19 protein-coding genes are annotated in these 16,872 nt (G+C 41.3%); 17 read left to right on the top strand and 2 right to left on the bottom strand.

What is annotated here, in order from left to right:
- Positions 1-98 precede the first annotated feature (98 nt).
- The 9 genes from nusB (at position 99) to ABJH64_RS05000 (ending at position 5,714) form a co-directional block, all read left to right on the top strand.
- Entirely contained in the window at positions 99-1,283 is a 1,185-nt protein-coding gene (gene nusB, locus ABJH64_RS04960) for a transcription antitermination factor NusB (RefSeq protein WP_348277194.1), read from the top strand.
- A gap of 7 nt (positions 1,284-1,290) precedes the next feature.
- A complete protein-coding gene (locus ABJH64_RS04965) occupies positions 1,291-1,593 on the top strand; it encodes a YtxH domain-containing protein (protein ID WP_348277193.1) in 303 nt (100 codons plus the stop codon).
- A 98-nt stretch (positions 1,594-1,691) separates the two neighbouring features.
- Positions 1,692-2,234 carry a DUF1573 domain-containing protein gene (locus ABJH64_RS04970; RefSeq protein WP_348277192.1) on the top strand — a complete coding sequence of 181 codons (543 nt, stop codon included), beginning with the start codon at positions 1,692-1,694 and terminating at the stop codon, positions 2,232-2,234.
- A 2-nt stretch (positions 2,235-2,236) separates the two neighbouring features.
- Complete coding sequence (gene yajC, locus ABJH64_RS04975) at positions 2,237-2,554, top strand: preprotein translocase subunit YajC (protein WP_348277191.1); 318 nt, start codon at positions 2,237-2,239, stop codon at positions 2,552-2,554.
- An 8-nt stretch (positions 2,555-2,562) separates the two neighbouring features.
- A complete protein-coding gene (locus ABJH64_RS04980) occupies positions 2,563-3,528 on the top strand; it encodes a YbbR-like domain-containing protein (RefSeq protein WP_348277190.1) in 966 nt (321 codons plus the stop codon).
- Positions 3,521-4,126, top strand: coding sequence for a dephospho-CoA kinase (gene coaE, locus ABJH64_RS04985; protein ID WP_348277189.1), 606 nt, complete (start codon positions 3,521-3,523; stop codon positions 4,124-4,126). Before ABJH64_RS04980 ends, coaE begins: the two co-directional genes overlap by 8 nt.
- Before the next feature lie 159 nt (positions 4,127-4,285).
- Positions 4,286-4,489, top strand: a complete 204-nt coding sequence (locus ABJH64_RS04990; RefSeq protein WP_348277188.1) for a bestrophin family ion channel — start codon at positions 4,286-4,288, stop codon at positions 4,487-4,489.
- A 69-nt stretch (positions 4,490-4,558) separates the two neighbouring features.
- The gene (locus tag ABJH64_RS04995; protein ID WP_348277187.1) at positions 4,559-5,353 is read left to right on the top strand and encodes a HipA family kinase; all 795 of its coding nucleotides are present in this window, start codon (positions 4,559-4,561) and stop codon (positions 5,351-5,353) included.
- Positions 5,331-5,714, top strand: a complete 384-nt coding sequence (locus tag ABJH64_RS05000; RefSeq protein ID WP_348277186.1) for a DUF3037 domain-containing protein — start codon at positions 5,331-5,333, stop codon at positions 5,712-5,714. The genes ABJH64_RS04995 and ABJH64_RS05000 overlap by 23 nt, the downstream gene beginning before the upstream one ends.
- Before the next feature lie 161 nt (positions 5,715-5,875).
- On the opposite strand, the gene serS is transcribed toward ABJH64_RS05000, so the two are convergent.
- Both serS and ABJH64_RS05010 read right to left on the bottom strand, forming a co-directional pair.
- A complete protein-coding gene (gene serS, locus ABJH64_RS05005; RefSeq protein ID WP_348277185.1) occupies positions 5,876-7,150 on the bottom strand; it encodes a serine--tRNA ligase in 1,275 nt (424 codons plus the stop codon).
- A 39-nt stretch (positions 7,151-7,189) separates the two neighbouring features.
- Complete coding sequence (locus tag ABJH64_RS05010; RefSeq protein ID WP_348277184.1) at positions 7,190-7,957, bottom strand: hypothetical protein; 768 nt, start codon at positions 7,955-7,957, stop codon at positions 7,190-7,192.
- A 74-nt stretch (positions 7,958-8,031) separates the two neighbouring features.
- Between ABJH64_RS05010 and ABJH64_RS05015 the strand changes: the two genes are divergently transcribed.
- From ABJH64_RS05015 to ABJH64_RS05050, 8 genes are all read left to right on the top strand, one after another.
- Positions 8,032-9,009, top strand: coding sequence for a 2-oxoglutarate and iron-dependent oxygenase domain-containing protein (locus ABJH64_RS05015; protein ID WP_348299007.1), 978 nt, complete (start codon positions 8,032-8,034; stop codon positions 9,007-9,009).
- Positions 9,010-9,011: 2 nt separating this feature from the next.
- Positions 9,012-10,211 carry a chromate efflux transporter gene (gene chrA, locus ABJH64_RS05020; RefSeq protein WP_348274636.1) on the top strand — a complete coding sequence of 400 codons (1,200 nt, stop codon included), beginning with the start codon at positions 9,012-9,014 and terminating at the stop codon, positions 10,209-10,211.
- Positions 10,212-10,303: 92 nt separating this feature from the next.
- Complete coding sequence (locus ABJH64_RS05025; RefSeq protein ID WP_348274635.1) at positions 10,304-10,969, top strand: cbs domain containing protein; 666 nt, start codon at positions 10,304-10,306, stop codon at positions 10,967-10,969.
- Between the two features lie 3 nt (positions 10,970-10,972).
- The gene (locus ABJH64_RS05030; RefSeq protein ID WP_348274634.1) at positions 10,973-11,848 is read left to right on the top strand and encodes an NAD kinase; all 876 of its coding nucleotides are present in this window, start codon (positions 10,973-10,975) and stop codon (positions 11,846-11,848) included.
- A gap of 104 nt (positions 11,849-11,952) precedes the next feature.
- Positions 11,953-12,702, top strand: coding sequence for a DUF6089 family protein (locus ABJH64_RS05035; protein ID WP_348274633.1), 750 nt, complete (start codon positions 11,953-11,955; stop codon positions 12,700-12,702).
- Between the two features lie 35 nt (positions 12,703-12,737).
- On the top strand, positions 12,738-13,523 hold the full coding sequence (locus ABJH64_RS05040; protein WP_348274638.1) for an isoprenyl transferase: 786 nt from the start codon (positions 12,738-12,740) through the stop codon (positions 13,521-13,523).
- Between the two features lie 7 nt (positions 13,524-13,530).
- Entirely contained in the window at positions 13,531-16,227 is a 2,697-nt protein-coding gene (locus tag ABJH64_RS05045) for a POTRA domain-containing protein (RefSeq protein WP_348334583.1), read from the top strand.
- Positions 16,228-16,318: 91 nt separating this feature from the next.
- A complete protein-coding gene (locus ABJH64_RS05050) occupies positions 16,319-16,849 on the top strand; it encodes an OmpH family outer membrane protein (protein WP_348334581.1) in 531 nt (176 codons plus the stop codon).
- Positions 16,850-16,872 lie beyond the last annotated feature (23 nt).

Genomic DNA, 16,872 nt, shown 5'->3' on the forward strand with positions numbered 1-16,872 from the left:
TCAAAACCACCGGGAATGCCTTTCGGTGGTTTTTTTGTCTAAACCAACTAGGTGATAGCCACCTCAAATTGCCTATATTTGCAACTCATTTCGAAGACATGCTGAACAGAAGAATACTTAGAGTAAAGGCTTTTCAAAACCTATATGCCTATGAGCAGTGCAAGGGTTCCAATCTTACTATTTCAAAAGATTTTATCAGAACGTCTTTTGCACCTGACTTGAATAGCATGGAAGTGCAGGATAAAACCGCCCTCAACAAAGAAGCTGAAGTTGCTATCCAACTGCTGGAACAAAACCTAGTCTCACGAGATATACTCAAGACCACCGATGCCAGTCCAAAAGTAAAACAAGTAGTATTGGAAGCGCTGAAGAAATTCCATGAAGCTAATGCCAAAGACCATGAATTCCTTTTGAAAAACATGGTAGTCTCTGCCGAGCGAATCCCTCAGTTGTACCTATTGGCTATAGAGCTACTACAAGCTTTTGCAAAACATGTAGAAAAAGAAGTAGAAAAGAAAAAGAAAATGGCAGGCAATACTCCTGTTGCCTTTGGCAATGAATTGAATCTGCCAAATAACCAGGTTCTAGCTACGCTTCGTGAGTCAGACTCCTACAGAGCAGGAATCGCTAGAAACAACGTGAATCTTCATGACGTGGAGCTAGAAATCAAAGAGTGGTTTAGAGATTACATCAAGCCTTCGGAGCAATACCAAGCTTATCTTCAGATAGAAAACCCTACCATGGAGCAGGATTTAGAACTAGTGGATGATTTGCTGAAAAAAGTCATTTTCAAAAATGAAGTTCTTTTAAATTTCTTCTCGGAAAGAGACCTTAATTGGACAGAAGATAAATCAGTGGTGAGAAGCTTGGCCTCCAAAGTGTTGAAAAACGCTGCCAATCTCAATGATGAAAATGAAAGCCAAATGCCTGAAATCGCAATGAACTGGGATGAGGACAAGGAGTTCTTTCAAAATATCTTTAACTTCACGATAGAGAACGATACAGAAAGCAAGGCACTTATCGCTCAAAAAACCAAAAATTGGGATATTGACAGACTCGCTTTCACAGATAAAGTGATCATATCGATGGCAATCGCCGAAATGAAGAACTTTCCAAGTATCCCTGTCAAAGTAAGTATAAACGAGTATATAGATATCTCCAAAACCTACAGCACACCTAAAAGCAAGCAATTTGTGAACGGATTGCTTGACGTGATGGCAAAGGAGTTAACCGAAAACGGAGAAATCCGTAAGAGCGGTAGAGGACTATTGGACAATAAATAAACAAACTATGAGCAAGAGCAGTAACACACTCATCGCATTCCTAATCGGTGCAGGCGCGGGCGCGGCACTTGGGGTACTTTTTGCACCAGACACCGGCACCAATACGCGAGATCGCCTTTCTTTCAAACTTTCTAAATACAAAAAGGAACTAGAAGAATTGATTGACGACCTAGTGGACGGTAAAGAGATTCATTTGAACGAAGCGAAAACAGAAGGCAAACGCGTCATCTCCGAAGCAAAAAACAAGGCTGAGAATCTTCTCAGCGATGTAAATAAATTGATCGACCAAATCAATCAAGGAAACAATTAACTAACACGGAATCTAGCCAAGACAATCATTCCAGTAGTAATGAATAGTCTCATGAGCCAGATTCTAAGTGATCCCTTTAAAACTATAAACAAGAACAGATGAAAACTAACTTAATGAATATGGCGGTAGTTGCCGTCTTACTAGCATTGGGAACTTCATGTGACCAGAAAAGCGATCAAGATGCAAAAATTCAGGCACTTGAAGATAAAATTGCACAGTTAGAGACCAACACGGCAGTGGCTACTCCCGTGAATGTACAAGCTGCACAAGTAGCTGATCCAAGTACTTTGGGTTCTTTTCAATTCCCCGCCACAGAATTTGACTTTGGTACCATCAAAGAAGGCGAAGTTATTGAGCACCTCTTCAAATTCACAAACAATGGTCAAGCACCATTAGTAATCTCCAACATCACCGCTTCTTGTGGATGTACCAGCCCTGACTGGACTAAAACTCCTGTGAAGCCAGGTGAAGAAGGTTTTGTGAAAGTAGTATTCAACTCAGCAGCAAAATCTGGCGCTCAAGCACCAACTGTAAGTATCCAAGCTAATACAAATCCAAACGTTACTAGACTTCAAATGAAGGGTACTGTAATTGGAAAAGCTGCAGGTGCTGCGGCTCCTGTAGGCCCTGTTAAACGATAATTATGATTTCTACAGTATTAGCACAAGCTGCCGCTGGAGGTAGCGGAATATTAGGACAAGTTTTCCTTTTTGGTTCCATCATATTGATCATGTATTTCTTTATGATCAGACCACAGCAGAAAAAACAAAAGGAAAGCAAAAAATTCATTGAAGAAATAAAAAAAGGAGACGAAGTAGTAACTATCGGCGGACTTCATGGAAGAGTAAGTTCAGTAGAAGGCGATACCGTTCTATTGGAACTTGACCGAGGCCTTAAGGTAAAAGTAGAAAAATCTGCTATCTCCTTAGACTTCTCTAGAAAACCTGAAACTAAAAAATAATCTGAATTTTGCCGGAAAATAAAAAATCCCCGAAAAGGATTTCTGCCAAAAAACTCTCTAATCTAAAAGTGGTAGTTCTCTGCATAGCAGCAGCTACCACTTTTTGGATTTTAAACGCCCTAAATAAGGACGACTATACTACTGTTGTCAATTTCCCAGTTGAAATTTCATACGATCAGTCCGAGTTCGTAGCAGTGACGAGCCTTCCAAAATCTCTAGAAGTGGAGATCTCAGGCAACGGTTGGGATTTGCTACGCAAGTATTTCAATTTCAACAATACCCCATATCCCATAGAACTCAGCAATCCCGCTAGAACCAATTACATACTCACCGCTGACTTGAAGAGGTCACTCGGAGAATTTCTTTCACCGACTCAGCTCGTATCAGTACTCCGAGACACACTGAAGTTTGACATCAATAAAATCAAAACTATCAAAGTAAAGCCAACACTCGATTCTACGAGTTATTCTATGGCTAAAAACTTCCGGATTATTGATCCGATCACTTTCACCCCAAGTTCAATCACCCTGAGCGGACCAAGCTCCCTTGTCGATAGTCTTGCTGGTAGTTTTCCAATCTCTCTGGACGAAAACCGCATAAATAAATCTGTAAACAAAGAAATAACGCTAAAGAACACGAAGAACCTGAGTGACTTAGTACAGATAGAACAAGAAAACGTCAGGGTGACATTTGATGTAGTTGAATTTCTTGAAGGAAACAAGCGACTGAAAATCAAGAAAATCAATTTCCCTAATTCTGTCTCTCTAGAAAATGAAGAGGTGGTAATCATGATCTCTTACCTTGTCGATGAACGGAGATCTCCAGAATTGAAAGACATGGAGTTTGAGGCGGTCCTGGATTACTATAAAAGAAATAAAGAAGATAGCACGATAACTGTTCAGGTAAAGCCTACACCAGCTTTCCTAGAGCAAATAATGCCACAACCAGCGATTCTAAAACTTAAATATGAGTAGGCAATCTCCTATTTTGGTGGGGATCACTGGCGGGATAGGTTCAGGAAAATCCACCGTTGCTAAGATTTTTTCCTTGCTTGGCATACCTATATATTATGCGGATGATAGGGCCAAATGGCTGATGTCAAATGACAAATTACTTAAGGATCAACTCATTCAAGCTTTTGGAAATGAATCCTATGATTCAGATGGCAAGTTGGATAGAAGTTTTCTTGCAAAGACCGTTTTCTCAGATGCAGAAAAAGTCAAAACAATAAATTCACTAGTACATCCGGCAGTAGGTAGAGACTTTTCAGTTTGGGCCTCCCAGCAAAATGCTCCTTATGTCCTGAAAGAGGCAGCTTTGATCTTCGAATCCGGAAATAGTAAAGCGCTTGATTTCGTCATCAATGTCAGTTCACCATTGAAAATCCGCATTGCCAGGACCTTGATGCGAGATTCATTTCGCTCGGAAGAACAAGTGAATCAAATCATAAATCAGCAACTTCCCGATGAGCAAAAAAATGAGCTTGCAGATTTTGTGATTAAAAACTCTGATAATAAGCTCCTAATTCCACAAGTTTTAAAAATTCACGAAAAACTGATTTCGGAGATTTAAGCGTTATTGATTCAAATTAGCCACGGCATACTCTTTATTTTTCCCGTCCAATCTTGCACCTTATTTTACTAATAAATCAAAGGTTATAACCCCAAAGAATGGCTTAAAGTAGTTTTTCTGATTCAAAAATCGGAGATACTAGTTTAGCTTGGACTATTTATGCTCCTGATATTTGGATACTCTTCAGCCATCGCTTGGCTGGAAATAGACTATCTGAAAATAGGCGCAAACAGTTGGGTGCAGAATATACCCATCATGCACAGTTTACTAAGTTTTGTGATATCACTTCTACTAGTTTTCCGCACCAATAGAGCTTATGATAGATGGTGGCAAGGAAGAAAACTCTGGGGCCGGCTAGTATAACAGCAGAATTGATCTAGGCAGATTTCTTACCTTTGAAATCAGGCCTCTCCAAACTGATAACTGATACTTATGAGCGAAAAAATCCAAATGCGTACGGTCAACGTGACTCGATACATCTTACCGCTGCGCGAAGGAGGCTCCTTACCTGCACTGGCTGATGCAGATGACGGCTTCAAATATGTTTTGAAATTCCGTGGTGCGGGACAGCGTGAAAAGGCACTCATCGCAGAATTGCTCGGAGGAGAGATAGCCAGAACACTGGGTTTAAAGGTCCCAGAACTTGTTTTTGCTCAGTTAGATCCAGCTTTTGGAAGATCTGAGGGAGATGAAGAAATCCAAGATCTCCTCAAAGGAAGCCAAGGATTGAACCTAGCCCTTCATTTTCTTTCTGGAGCGATAAACTATGACCCGGTAGCCATGAGCACGGATCCTCTCCTCGCCTCCAAAATAGTCTGGCTCGACCTATACATCACCAATGTGGATCGAACATTTAGAAATACAAATATGCTCATTTGGAATCGTGAACTTTGGCTGATTGACCACGGTGCTTCCTTCCTTTTTCAGCATGCTTGGGTCAACTGGAAGAAAAATGCAGAAGGACCATTTCCCATCATCAAGAATCATGTATTGCTTCTCGAAGCTTCAGAATTAGCTGTCGTCAATGAAGAATTCAAAGCAATTTTGACCCCAGAAATAATCAAAGCAATAGTAAACACTATCCCCGAAGAGTGGCTGCTGGCCAGCGGAGACTCCGAAGACACCAATGAAATAAGACAGGTTTACAATGACTTCCTTACTTCTCGCCTCTCCTATTCAGATCAGTTCATTAAAGAAGCTAACGATGCAAGAACAGCACTTATATGAATATGCGATCATTCGCGTAGTGCCGCGAGTGGAGCGAGAGGAATTCATCAATGTTGGTGTGGTGATATGCCATTGGAAGAGAGATTTTCTAGGCTGCAAAATAAATTTAGACACCGCCAAACTCCTTGCATTAGATCCAGCAGCTGATGTAGAAATGATTCAATTGAATCTAGCTTCTTTTGAAAAAATATGTGCTGGAGCAAGCAATGGAGGCAATATCGCCACGATGGATCTGGCCTCACGATTTCGATGGCTCACCGCGGTGAGAAGTTCTATCATCCAAACATCTAGGCCACATGCAGGCCATGCGGATGATTTGGAACAGACACTGGAAAGGCTTTTTGATGAGAATGTAGGATAGAAAAGACGATAGTGAGTCAGGATCTTTGGTAATCAGGAAAACAAGCTTGAGTTGAGACCAAAGAATCTGGACATGACACGAAAAAAGCGTGAAGAGATTAACCTCACGCTTTTCTAGTTACAGTAGTCCAGTTCTTAAAAATCGGACAACCCATTTATTGCTTACGAGATCCTGTCAAATCCCAAGTATGGATGAAGCACTTTAGGCATCAGAATTCCCTCTGGGGATTGGTTGTTTTCCAAAATGGAAGCAACAATTCTAGGCAAAGCCAAAGCAGAGCCATTTAAAGAGTGTGCCAAATGTGTTTTTTTATCTGCTCCTTTGAAACGAAGTTTCAGACGATTGGTCTGATACGTTTCGAAGTTGGATACGGAACTTACCTCCAGCCATCTTTCCTGCGCAGCAGAAAATACCTCCATATCGTACGTCAGGGAAGAAGTGAATCCCATATCTCCTCCACATAGTCTCAAGACGCGATAAGGAAGTTCCAGCTTTTGCAGAAGTCCCTGCACATAGCTACTCATGTTTTCCAACGTCTCATAGGATTTGTCTGGATGGGTGATCTGCACGATTTCCACTTTGTCAAACTGATGAAGTCTATTCAAACCTCTCACATGGGCGCCCCAGCTTCCGGCTTCTCTACGGAAACAAGGAGAATGGCCTACATTTTTAATCGGAAGATCACTCTCTGAAAGAATCACATCACGGTAAATATTCGTAATGGGAACCTCGCCAGTAGGAATCAAATATAAATTATCAGCTTCAGCAAAATACATCTGCCCTTCCTTATCTGGAAGTTGACCTGTGCCGTAGCCTGAGTCTTCATTCACCAATATAGGCGGCTGAATCTCGTAGTAACCTTGCTCTAAAGCCTCGTCCAAGAAGAAATTAATCAACGCACGCTGTAGTCTGGCACCTTTTCCTTTATAGACAGGAAAACCTGCCCCCGTGATTTTATTACCTAGCTCAAAATCTATAATGTCATATTTCTTGATCAGCTCCCAGTGTGGAAGTTTGTCGGCATGCAGAGTAGGAATCACACCATTTTCCAGCACCACTTCGTTGTCTTCAGCTGTTTTTCCGGCAGGAACGGAAGTGTGGGGAACATTAGGAATAGAATATAGCAAGGCAATCAAATCCGCCGCAGCTTTGGAATTTTGATCTTCCAGATCCTTAATCTGAATTTTAAGTTCGGCAGTTTTTTCTTTGATTTTGACTGCTTCTTCAGCTTTTCCCTCTCGCATGAGCAATCCAATCTCTTTCGATAGTGCATTCGACTCACTTTGAATCTGATCACGCTCCGACTGGGTTGACTTTCTCAACTCGTCCAGCTCAACTGCCTGATTCAGTACAGCTTCGGCGTTTGGGAAATTTCTTTTTTGAAGTCCGGCCAATACACCGGCATAGTTTTCTCGAATTTGATTAACTAAAAGCATCTTAAAATCTTTGAAATTGAAGCCTCAAAGATAAGCATGTTAGCGAACAATGATGTCTTTACTCACGCTTGAAAATGGTCCATCCAACTCTTTCCCATCCGAGCGAAGCAATTGTACCTTCACTTGATATGCACCGACAGGAAGATTCTCTATTCGAACTGGAGCCATGTGATCTATTTCATACCGTAGGTCATTTAGCGAGATGGAAACCTTCAATCCATCCAATTTCATATCGCCCCCAACTACCAAAAAATCAACAATCACTTCGCTACCTGCCTTATATTCTTGATCAGATCGGGGAAAATTCAATGCTAAATAAGGCTCTGCTGAGTAAGGAAAAGGTCTAGACTCACCTACTTGAAAATCCCTATCGACATAATTGCCGAAATTTTTCAACGCCAATCCTTCCTCATCGACCAAATAAGCAACCACTCTATAGCTTCCCTGTGCAAGGTCTCTTTGAAAAATCGGAGAATAAAAACCTACCGGATCATCCCCGTTCAAAATATTAAATAACTTGAACTCTTTACTTTCATTCAGGTCAAATGGAAAATTCTTCACATTGAACTCAAATGGCACTTTTCCTGGCTTGAATATCTGATTTCCCAGTGGCGTATATAGCTCCAAAATGGCATCAGGGTAAGATGCCTGCTCTTCATTTTGAAAAAATTTCACCTGAGGACCCTCGGGTTCTTGCGTAGTCAGACTTGGTGGGGTCACCATTGTTTCCTCATTCACGCGTTGTTTTTCGGTAGAGCAAGCCGAGAAAAGGCAAATCAAAGAGAGTAATGTCAGTATTTTATTCATGCAGCGTGTAAATTGAGATTAAAGATATTTAATTTTAAAGATAAATTAGACCTTGAACTATAATACATCCAGATATGGAAATTCTATTTGATGAGATCCCGAGTTTAGATTTAGCCGATTTTACGGCAGGAAATCCTACTCAAAAGGCAGCGTTTGTTCAGAAGCTAGGTGAAGCCTATCAAAACATCGGCTTCGTGGCTATTAAAAACCATGGGTTGTCCCAAAACCTTCAAGATAGACTTTACGGATCTATTAAAGACTTCTTCAACCTTCCTGATGCCGTCAAAGCAAACTATGAGAAACCAGAAATAGGGTTCCAGCGAGGCTATACGGGTAAGGGAAAAGAACATGCCAAAGGCAGAAATACTGGTGATTTAAAGGAGTTTTACCATGTTGGGCAAGAGCTCAGCCGAATTCCTGATACAGATCCGATTAAGTCAGAATACCCGCCTAACATCTGGCCATCAGAGCTTCCAGAATTCCAAAATGATGCTAATGAAGCGTTTAGAACCCTAGAAAGTGCTGGAAAATCCATGCTTCGAGCCATTGCGCTTTCTTTGGATTTGGAGGAAAATTTCTTCGAAGACAAGGTCGTTCATGGTAATTCCATCCTAAGACAAATCCATTATTTCCCTATTGAAAATCCAGATGAAGTGCCTGCTGATGCAGTCAGGGCGGCTGAACATGGAGACATTAACCTCATCACACTCCTCATGGGTGCGAGTGCAGATGGCCTTCAGGTGAAGAGAAAAGATGGGAAATGGATACCTATTACGGCCCTTCCAGATCAGCTCGTAGTCAACGTGGGAGATATGCTCGAGCGATTGACCAACAAAAAATTGAAATCCACTATACATCGTGTAGTCAATCCTCCCCGGGAAAATATGAATACAAGTCGCTATTCTATCCCTTTCTTTATGCATCCTCGTTCCGAGATGGATCTTACCTGTCTTGAAAGCTGCCTGGACGCCACCCATCCCAAGCAATTCGAAGATGCTACTGCAGGAGAATTCCTAGAAGAGCGACTACGTGAACTTGGTCTGAGAAAATAGTAATGTCGGTAAAGCAAGTCCGATACTACCTATTTTTGAAAGATACCATCACCCTTTCACTCACCGCTTTCGGTGGCCCGCAGGCATTTCTTGCGATGCTACTGGAGCGAATAGTGAAAAGAAGAGCCTATATACAAGAGGATGAGCTCTGGGAACTCAATGCACTTTGCAATATGCTGCCAGGCCCATCCTCTACTCAACTGATCTGTGCAATTGCCTTCAGAGTTGGCGGGCCAAACCTGGCTTACTTAGCACTACTTGTATGGATCTTGCCTGCCACGCTTCTGATGATTTTTGCAGCGATGCTCATCTATTTTCTTCAGGAAAATACTCCTGGAGCTCTGGATTTTGCTCGTTTTATCCAACCTATGGCGATTGGCTTTATCATTTTTGCCGCGCAGAAGATCATAGGCAAAACCATCAAAACTACCGAGGCGATGGTTCTGGTATTGATTTCAGCTTTTATATCATTTTTCTATAGCTCACCATATATCTTCCCTGTTCTCTTGATTATTGGAGGACTTAGCACCTCGATCAAATACAAGCAGCAACCTAAGCTGGAGAAAGATGCTCCCTTAAAAGTCGAATGGTCAAATTTCTACCTTTGGGCTGGAGTGTTGATAGGTGCAGCCGCGCTAGGAGCTATCACCAAGTACCAACCTATTATTCTATTTGAGAACTTCTACCGAAACGGAAGTTTGATTTTTGGGGGTGGGCAAGTGCTTGTTCCTTATTTATATACTGAGTTTGTGGATTTCAAGCATTTTCTAAGTTCGGAAGAGTTTCTCACAGGATATGCTATTTCGCAGGGAATCCCCGGACCCACCTTCAGTATTTCATCCTATGTGGGAGCACTTTCCATGAGAGAATTTGGGACCGCAGGTTTTTTCATGGGTGGCTTTATCGCTGCGGCAGGAATATTCTTGCCAGGTATATTTCTAATCTTCTTTGTGATCAGATTTTGGGATCAACTTAAGAAATACCGTCCTGTCCGAGCTGCGTTAGAAGGCATTAATGCGGTTTCCTGCGGGATGCTAATCGCTGCTGCCTACTTACTCTTTGAACCGATGGAAGCAAATGGCCTGAATATCGTGTTTATTCTGGCTACCTATATTCTACTTCAATTTACTAAAATATCGTCCCCATTAATCATAGCCGGGGGCGTCATTTTAGGGATACTTTACAACAATCTACTCTTGTAAAAAGGAAGAAAAGCCGTTTAATTTCGCTCGAAAGGAACAAGAACAGACTTAGTCACGTTTTAAAATCTAAATTCATTCCCTATCTTTCTTTTATGCACGCCTACGAATACATCAACAATCTGATCCCTCCTTTAAAACTTTCTGACAAAACAGGAAAGGCACTGGCATGGATGGAAGAAATCAGAACTGACGTACTTCCTTTGATTGATAAGGGTCATTTTTTAGGTTTGATTAAAGAGGAAAACATCTTTGAAATTAACAATCCTGATACACTTATAGCCGATATTGAACCTTCCAATCCGCATTGCTGGGTATTTTCAGACAAGCATATTTACGATGTGCTACGTGTAAGTTCAGAGCAAAATTCTAACATCGTAGCTGTCTTGGATCGAGACGCAAACTACCTTGGGATAGTTACAATGGAGGATTCCATAGCGGCATTTGCAGACAGCCTTTCGATCCAGTCTCAGGGAAGTGTGGTGATTTTGTCTATGAGCATGACTGATTATAGCCTTTCTGAGATTTCTCGAATTATCGAATCAGAAAACTCCAAGATCCTGAGTTCTTTTATCACCACTGATCCACTGGATGACAGCAAGATCAAACTTACCCTGAAGCTTGATCAAACCGAGTTGCGACATATCAAAGCAACGCTTGAACGGTTTGGCTATAAAATAATCGATCACTATCAGGAAGAATCGGGAGTAAGCGGCGAGGAAGACAGAATCGGTAACTTACTTAGATTTTTAGATATTTAGGACATGAAAGTCGCCCTTCATGGCTTAGCGCTGAAAGCAGAACTGTTTTCAGACGTAAAGTCACTTTTCACTGAACTCACCAAGCATCACTTCGAACTATTTGCTACAGAGCAATTTGATCGGCAATTGCGCATGCATGGAAATAAAGGCCTGAGTTATTGGGTACTGGAAAGCAGGGAGGACATGGCGGCAATGGATTTTGTGATTTCCATAGGAGGAGACGGTACTTTGCTGGATGCAGTTTGTCAAGTGGGTGACCTTGAGATTCCAATTTTGGGGCTTAATACAGGGCGGCTTGGCTTCTTGGCTACCGTAGCAACAGAAAAAATAGCTGATGCCATCACCGACTTAGCTAATTCAAACTTCCAGATTGAGTCTAGGTCGTTGATCTCACTGCAGAGTCATCGTAAGTTATTCAATGGGCTAAACTTCGGATTGAACGAATTCACGATCCACAAGCGTGACACTTCTTCCATGATCACGGTACATACTTATATAGATGGGAAATACCTGAATAGCTACTGGGCAGATGGACTTATTGTATCTACCCCCACAGGTTCCACGGGCTATTCGCTAAGTTGTGGTGGTCCTCTCATATCTCCCGAAGCCAAGAATCTGGTAATTACGCCAGTAAGCCCGCATAATTTGAACGTGAGGCCGATCATAGTTTCGGATGAAAGTGAGATCAGTTTTGAAATAGAGGGCAGGGCAGAGAAATTCTTAATATCTTTGGATTCACGATCTACGTCAATTTCCTCGGAAGTGAAGCTCAGTGTGAAGAAGGAGAACTTTTCAGCAAAATTGGTAAAGTTGCCACATTATCATTTCTTTGATACACTAAGGCAGAAGCTGAATTGGGGATTTGATATGAGAAACTGAATCAAAGTCTATTAGACTTCGCCAATTTGAGCTTAACAATTATTAACCCGCTAAATACTGAGATGCGTTTTTTAAACGTTAGGTACTTCATATCTTGCATCGTCTTGAAAAAGGTCAATTTTCAGATTTTCAATTACTTACTTGTATTCGCGCTGCTTTTTCCTGGAATTTCCTCCGAACTGAAAGCACAAAAATACGACATAGGTGGAGGCTTAGGCGTCGCTGCCTATTCAGGTGATATCATCCGAAAAATTGATCCGGGCCAGATTGGACCCCAAGTCACGTTATTTGGCAGGAGAAATTTTGATAATGTATGGGCACTACGTGTCGGCATTTCAGGTGGTGGGCTTAGTGGTACAGACAGCATCAAGCCTATTGACCAGCTAGCTAAAGTACGCGATGCTAGGTTCAGGGCTGGAATAGTAGAAGCTTCTGCTATCATGGAGTTTAACTTCTTAGATTACCTTACTACCAATTCTGAATTCCGATTTTCCCCATATGCTTTCTTTGGGATTGGCTATACGCTCGTTTTCGCTAAGGGAAATACTTTCGCTTATAATGTGTCCTCTAGATACGATTTAAGCACGTTGGTTATTCCATTTGGCGGAGGCATCAAGTATCAGTTAGATGATCGCTGGACGTTAGCTGCAGAATTAGGTTTTAGACCTACCTTCACTGACTATTTAGACAAAATAGATAGCACAGAACCTACAATACCTAGGTTTCAGGATCCTGCTAATCCCGATCAGCCTTATGGAATTAATTTCGGCAATGCCTATGATAAGGATTGGTACTATTTCCTTGGAGTTACGATCAGCTATACCATCATGACTACCAAATGCTACGCATATTAATTAATCAAGCCCTCGGGCGAATATTTGGAAAAGAAATGGCATTTTTGTACCTCCAAAAAAGTAAGGGCCAAGAAGTGGCTGAAATGAAGGAAGCATCAGATACTAGCAACAATCCCAAGCACATCGCAATAATCATGGACGGCAATGGTCGCTGGGCTACGAAAAAAGGCGCTATGCGCATATTTGGACACAAAAATGCCACTAAGGCAGTAAGAGAAGCCATAGAAGGCGCGGATAGTCTCGGTGTCAAATACTTGACTCTGTTCTCGTTTTCAACAGAAAATTGGTCAAGACCAAAAGCAGAGGTAGATGGTTTAATGGAGCTGCTCGTGAAGACCATGTCCGACGAGGTGCCAATGCTGATGAATGGTAATTTCAAATTGGAAAGTATTGGTGATGTAGAAAGTCTTCCTCCTTCAGCTTACAAAACGCTGAATCGAGTAAAAGAAATCACCTCAAAAAATACCGGACTCAAAGTGATCCTAGCACTAAGCTATAGCGGTCATTGGGAGCTCACTCATGCCACCAAAAACATTGCTCAAAAAGTCTCCGAAGGTAAATTAAAAGTGGAGGACATTACCGAAAAAGTAATGGCTGAACATCTGGAAACTGCCAGTTATCCTGATCCGGAATTAATGATCAGGACTAGTGGTGAATACCGGATTAGCAACTTTCTCCTTTGGCAATTGGCTTATACTGAGCTGTACTTCACTCCAGTATTGTGGCCAGATTTTAGAAGAGAACACCTCTTTGCTGCAGTCTCTGACTTCCAATCACGGGAGAGGAGATTTGGTAAAACAGGTGATCAAGTTAAATCTTAAGTAATTAATGAAAAGAACTTTACTGATTCTGTTTTGTCTAGTTTGGGCAAGTTCAGCAATGGCGCAAATACGTTTGGGCCAAAGTCGCTATGCCTCAAGCAAGCCAATCGATATTTTGGAGCTGAATTACGCGAAGCCCCAATCCTATAGAATCGCTGAAATAAAAGCCGTGGGCCTCACCACCCTAGACGAAGTCGCTATTCTTTCCTTATCTGGTTTGAAAGTAGATGACACCATCGAAGTACCTGGCGACGCCATCTCCAATGCACTTAAGAAACTGTGGGGACAGGGTATCATCGGAGATGTGAAGATATTGGTTACCAAAATAGAAGGGAATGATATCTCCTTACTATTGGACCTGACGGAGAGACCTAGATTCTCTCGAGTGGAGTTTACCGGAATGAACAAAACTCAGCAAACTGAACTCAAGGATAAAGTAAATATCAGAGGCAGGGTGGTCAGAGACGACGTTCTGAATAACGCCAAAAGGACAATTGAAAAATATTACCTAGACAAAGGATTCATGCACGCTGATGTCAAAATCAAACAAGAGCGTGACACCACCCTACCTAATTCAGTTAAATTGATTTTTGATGTACAGCAAAACTCCAAAGTCAGAATCAATGCGATAGAATTCTATGGAAACGAAGAAATAGATGACTCTAAGCTTAAGAAGAAATTAAAGAAGACCAAAGAGCATGCACGAGTTAGTGTCTTCAAAGATGGCTATTCCAGATTGACAGAAGCTTCAGCCGAAGATATTAAAAATACAATTCTCTACACTGACTCTGTTTCCAATCAAGACGTCAAAGATTACATCAATAAAAACTTCAAGCTCAATTTCTTCAGTGGCTCCAAGTACATCCCTAAAGAATACAGGAACGACAAAGACAATGTGATTAACTTCTACCAAAGTAAAGGCTATCGAGACGCGAAGATTGTAGCAGATTCTATCTATAATTTTGGTGAAGATGATATCAACATTGACATAGCACTAGAGGAAGGCCAGAAGTATTACTATAGGAATATCACGTTCAACGGCAACTTCATTCACCCTGACCAAATCCTATTATCAAAACTAGGCATTCAAAAAGGTGATGTTTACGATAAGGAAAAACTCGACAAGCGACTAAATTACGACCCTGCCAAAGGAGATGATGTAAGCTCTCTCTATCAAAACGATGGCTATCTTTTCTTCTCCATTGATCCAGTAGAAGTGAATGTAGCTGGAGATTCTATTGACTTAGAAATGAGAATCTTTGAAGGCCCGCAGGTAACAGTAAATTCTGTCAACATCAGTGGAAACGAAAGAACTTCCGACCACGTCGTGATGCGCGAAATCCGTATTCTCCCTGGTCAAAAGTTCAACAGAGAGCTTCTAGTTCGTACCATTCGAGAACTCTCAACACTAGGCTATTTTGACCCAGAGAAAATAGAGCCTGATTTGAGACCGAATTTTGAAGCTGCCACTGTAGATATCACTTTCAAACTGGAAGAAAGACCAAATGACCAAATCGAGTTATCCGGTGGCTGGGGTGGATTCTACGGCTTCGTCGGCACGGTAGGATTATCATTTAACAACTTCTCTATCAAGAATATTAAAGACTTCTCGAAGTGGGATCCTCTTCCAGTAGGAGATGGACAAAAGCTTTCTTTGAGAGTACAGGCTAATGGTCGTTCCTTCCAGAATTACTCAGTGTCATTAACTGAACCTTGGTTTGGTGGCAAAAAACCAAATGCCTTAAGCTTTTCATTCAATCATTCCGTACAGCGTCAGGTAGATTTCTTCAATCAAGCTAGCTTTGGAGATGAACTAGGCTTCTTCAAGATCACAGGGGTCACAATGGGATTGGCAAAGCGTGTAACATGGCCAGATGACAACTTTAGTATTAGTAATTCCTTACAATTTCAAATCTATGAGTTTGATCAGTTCGGTACTTCATTTGGCTTAAGCTACCCTACAGGAACATCCAACAGTTTGACTTGGAACACGACGATTGCTAGGTATAACCTTGACAATCCTACCTTCCCAAGATTTGGATCAAATATTATTTTATCTGCTGCATTCACTCCTCCTTATGCTTCTTTGAATAAAAATATCAACGAGGAGTCAAATGACCAGGAAAAATACAAATGGTTAGAGTATAATAAGTGGATGTTTGACGCATCTATATACACTCCTCTTTTTGGTTCGAACAAGTTAGTAGCTAGTGCAAGAGCGCACATGGGTTTCTTGGGTGGTTATAGCGATAAGATTGGAATTATTCCGCTAGAAAGATTCGTAATGGGTGGAGATGGTATGACAATGAACAACTTTGCATTAGGTCAAGAAATCATCGGTCTGCGTGGATACGAAAACCAATCCATCACGCCAGGTAAACTGACCAGAGGTACAGCCAATCCAGAACCCTATGGTGGTGTAGTCTATAATAAATATGTGATGGAAGTCAGATATCTAATCTCACCAAATCCATCAGCCACTATCTTCGTACTTGGCTTTGCAGAGGCAGGTAACAACTGGGGCTCCTACCAAGACTTCAATCCATATGATTTGAAAAAATCAGCGGGGATGGGCGCAAGAATCTTTATGCCAGCATTTGGACTGTTAGGTATTGATTGGGGATACGGGTTCGATCGAGTTCCAGGAGAAATTCAGCGCAGTGGTTCACAGTTCCATTTTACAATTGGACAGCAGATACGCTAAGAATGGATTTGTCGGAGGATTAGTTAATTTATGCAAAAATTGACTTTCTAAGAATATTGAAAATCCTAGTCGTTGTTAACATCCCAAAATCATGAATAAATCATCTAAAATTGTACTTTTGTTGCTCCTAATGCTGCATACGCTACCTTTGGCGGCACAAAAGATTGGATATATAGATTCGGAGTACATCCTTAATAAACATCCGGACTATAAAATAATCCAACAAGAGCTGGAAAACATCAGTAGCGAATGGAAGAAAGAGGCACAAAATTTGGATAAAGAGATCAAAGAACTCTCAGTTCAGCTGAAAGCAGAGGAAGTACTCTTAACTGAAGAAATGTACCAGCAACGGCTGGAACAAATAAATTTTAAAAAAAAAGAATCTCAGGAATTCAATAGCAGGATCTTTGGAATAGACGGGCAGTATTTCCAAAAACAAGCGGAACTCATGCAGCCTCTTCAGTCCAAAATCTACGATGCTATTGAGCGAATGACCAGAAGAAACAACCTAGGGATTTTGTTTGATAAGGCAGCCGAACCCTCAGCAATAATCTATACAGATCCTAGACATGATTATTCGGAATTCGTACTGGAAGAATTAGGAATAGAAGACAAAAAATAAATAGAATACAGAATTGATGAAAT

It is taken from the genome of Algoriphagus sp., assembly GCF_039969895.1.
Classification (GTDB): Bacteria; Bacteroidota; Bacteroidia; order Cytophagales; family Cyclobacteriaceae; genus Algoriphagus.

What these genes read in the sequence shown, in the direction of transcription:
- ABJH64_RS05045 (WP_348334583.1), top strand. Translation starts at nt 13,531, where the DNA reads ATGAAAAGAACTTTACTGATTCTGTTTTGTCTAGTTTGGGCAAGTTCA.
- ABJH64_RS04995 (WP_348277187.1), top strand. Translation starts at nt 4,559, where the DNA reads ATGAGCGAAAAAATCCAAATGCGTACGGTCAACGTGACTCGATACATC.
- ABJH64_RS05025 (WP_348274635.1), top strand. Translation starts at nt 10,304, where the DNA reads ATGCACGCCTACGAATACATCAACAATCTGATCCCTCCTTTAAAACTT.
- ABJH64_RS04965 (WP_348277193.1), top strand. Translation starts at nt 1,291, where the DNA reads ATGAGCAAGAGCAGTAACACACTCATCGCATTCCTAATCGGTGCAGGC.
- ABJH64_RS05000 (WP_348277186.1), top strand. Translation starts at nt 5,331, where the DNA reads ATGCAAGAACAGCACTTATATGAATATGCGATCATTCGCGTAGTGCCG.
- nusB (WP_348277194.1), top strand. Translation starts at nt 99, where the DNA reads ATGCTGAACAGAAGAATACTTAGAGTAAAGGCTTTTCAAAACCTATAT.
- coaE (WP_348277189.1), top strand. Translation starts at nt 3,521, where the DNA reads ATGAGTAGGCAATCTCCTATTTTGGTGGGGATCACTGGCGGGATAGGT.
- ABJH64_RS04970 (WP_348277192.1), top strand. Translation starts at nt 1,692, where the DNA reads ATGAAAACTAACTTAATGAATATGGCGGTAGTTGCCGTCTTACTAGCA.
- ABJH64_RS05030 (WP_348274634.1), top strand. Translation starts at nt 10,973, where the DNA reads ATGAAAGTCGCCCTTCATGGCTTAGCGCTGAAAGCAGAACTGTTTTCA.
- ABJH64_RS05010 (WP_348277184.1), bottom strand. Translation starts at nt 7,957, where the DNA reads ATGAATAAAATACTGACATTACTCTCTTTGATTTGCCTTTTCTCGGCT.
- yajC (WP_348277191.1), top strand. Translation starts at nt 2,237, where the DNA reads ATGATTTCTACAGTATTAGCACAAGCTGCCGCTGGAGGTAGCGGAATA.
- ABJH64_RS05050 (WP_348334581.1), top strand. Translation starts at nt 16,319, where the DNA reads ATGAATAAATCATCTAAAATTGTACTTTTGTTGCTCCTAATGCTGCAT.
- ABJH64_RS05040 (WP_348274638.1), top strand. Translation starts at nt 12,738, where the DNA reads ATGGCATTTTTGTACCTCCAAAAAAGTAAGGGCCAAGAAGTGGCTGAA.
- serS (WP_348277185.1), bottom strand. Translation starts at nt 7,150, where the DNA reads ATGCTTTTAGTTAATCAAATTCGAGAAAACTATGCCGGTGTATTGGCC.
- ABJH64_RS05015 (WP_348299007.1), top strand. Translation starts at nt 8,032, where the DNA reads ATGGAAATTCTATTTGATGAGATCCCGAGTTTAGATTTAGCCGATTTT.
- chrA (WP_348274636.1), top strand. Translation starts at nt 9,012, where the DNA reads ATGTCGGTAAAGCAAGTCCGATACTACCTATTTTTGAAAGATACCATC.
- ABJH64_RS04990 (WP_348277188.1), top strand. Translation starts at nt 4,286, where the DNA reads ATGCTCCTGATATTTGGATACTCTTCAGCCATCGCTTGGCTGGAAATA.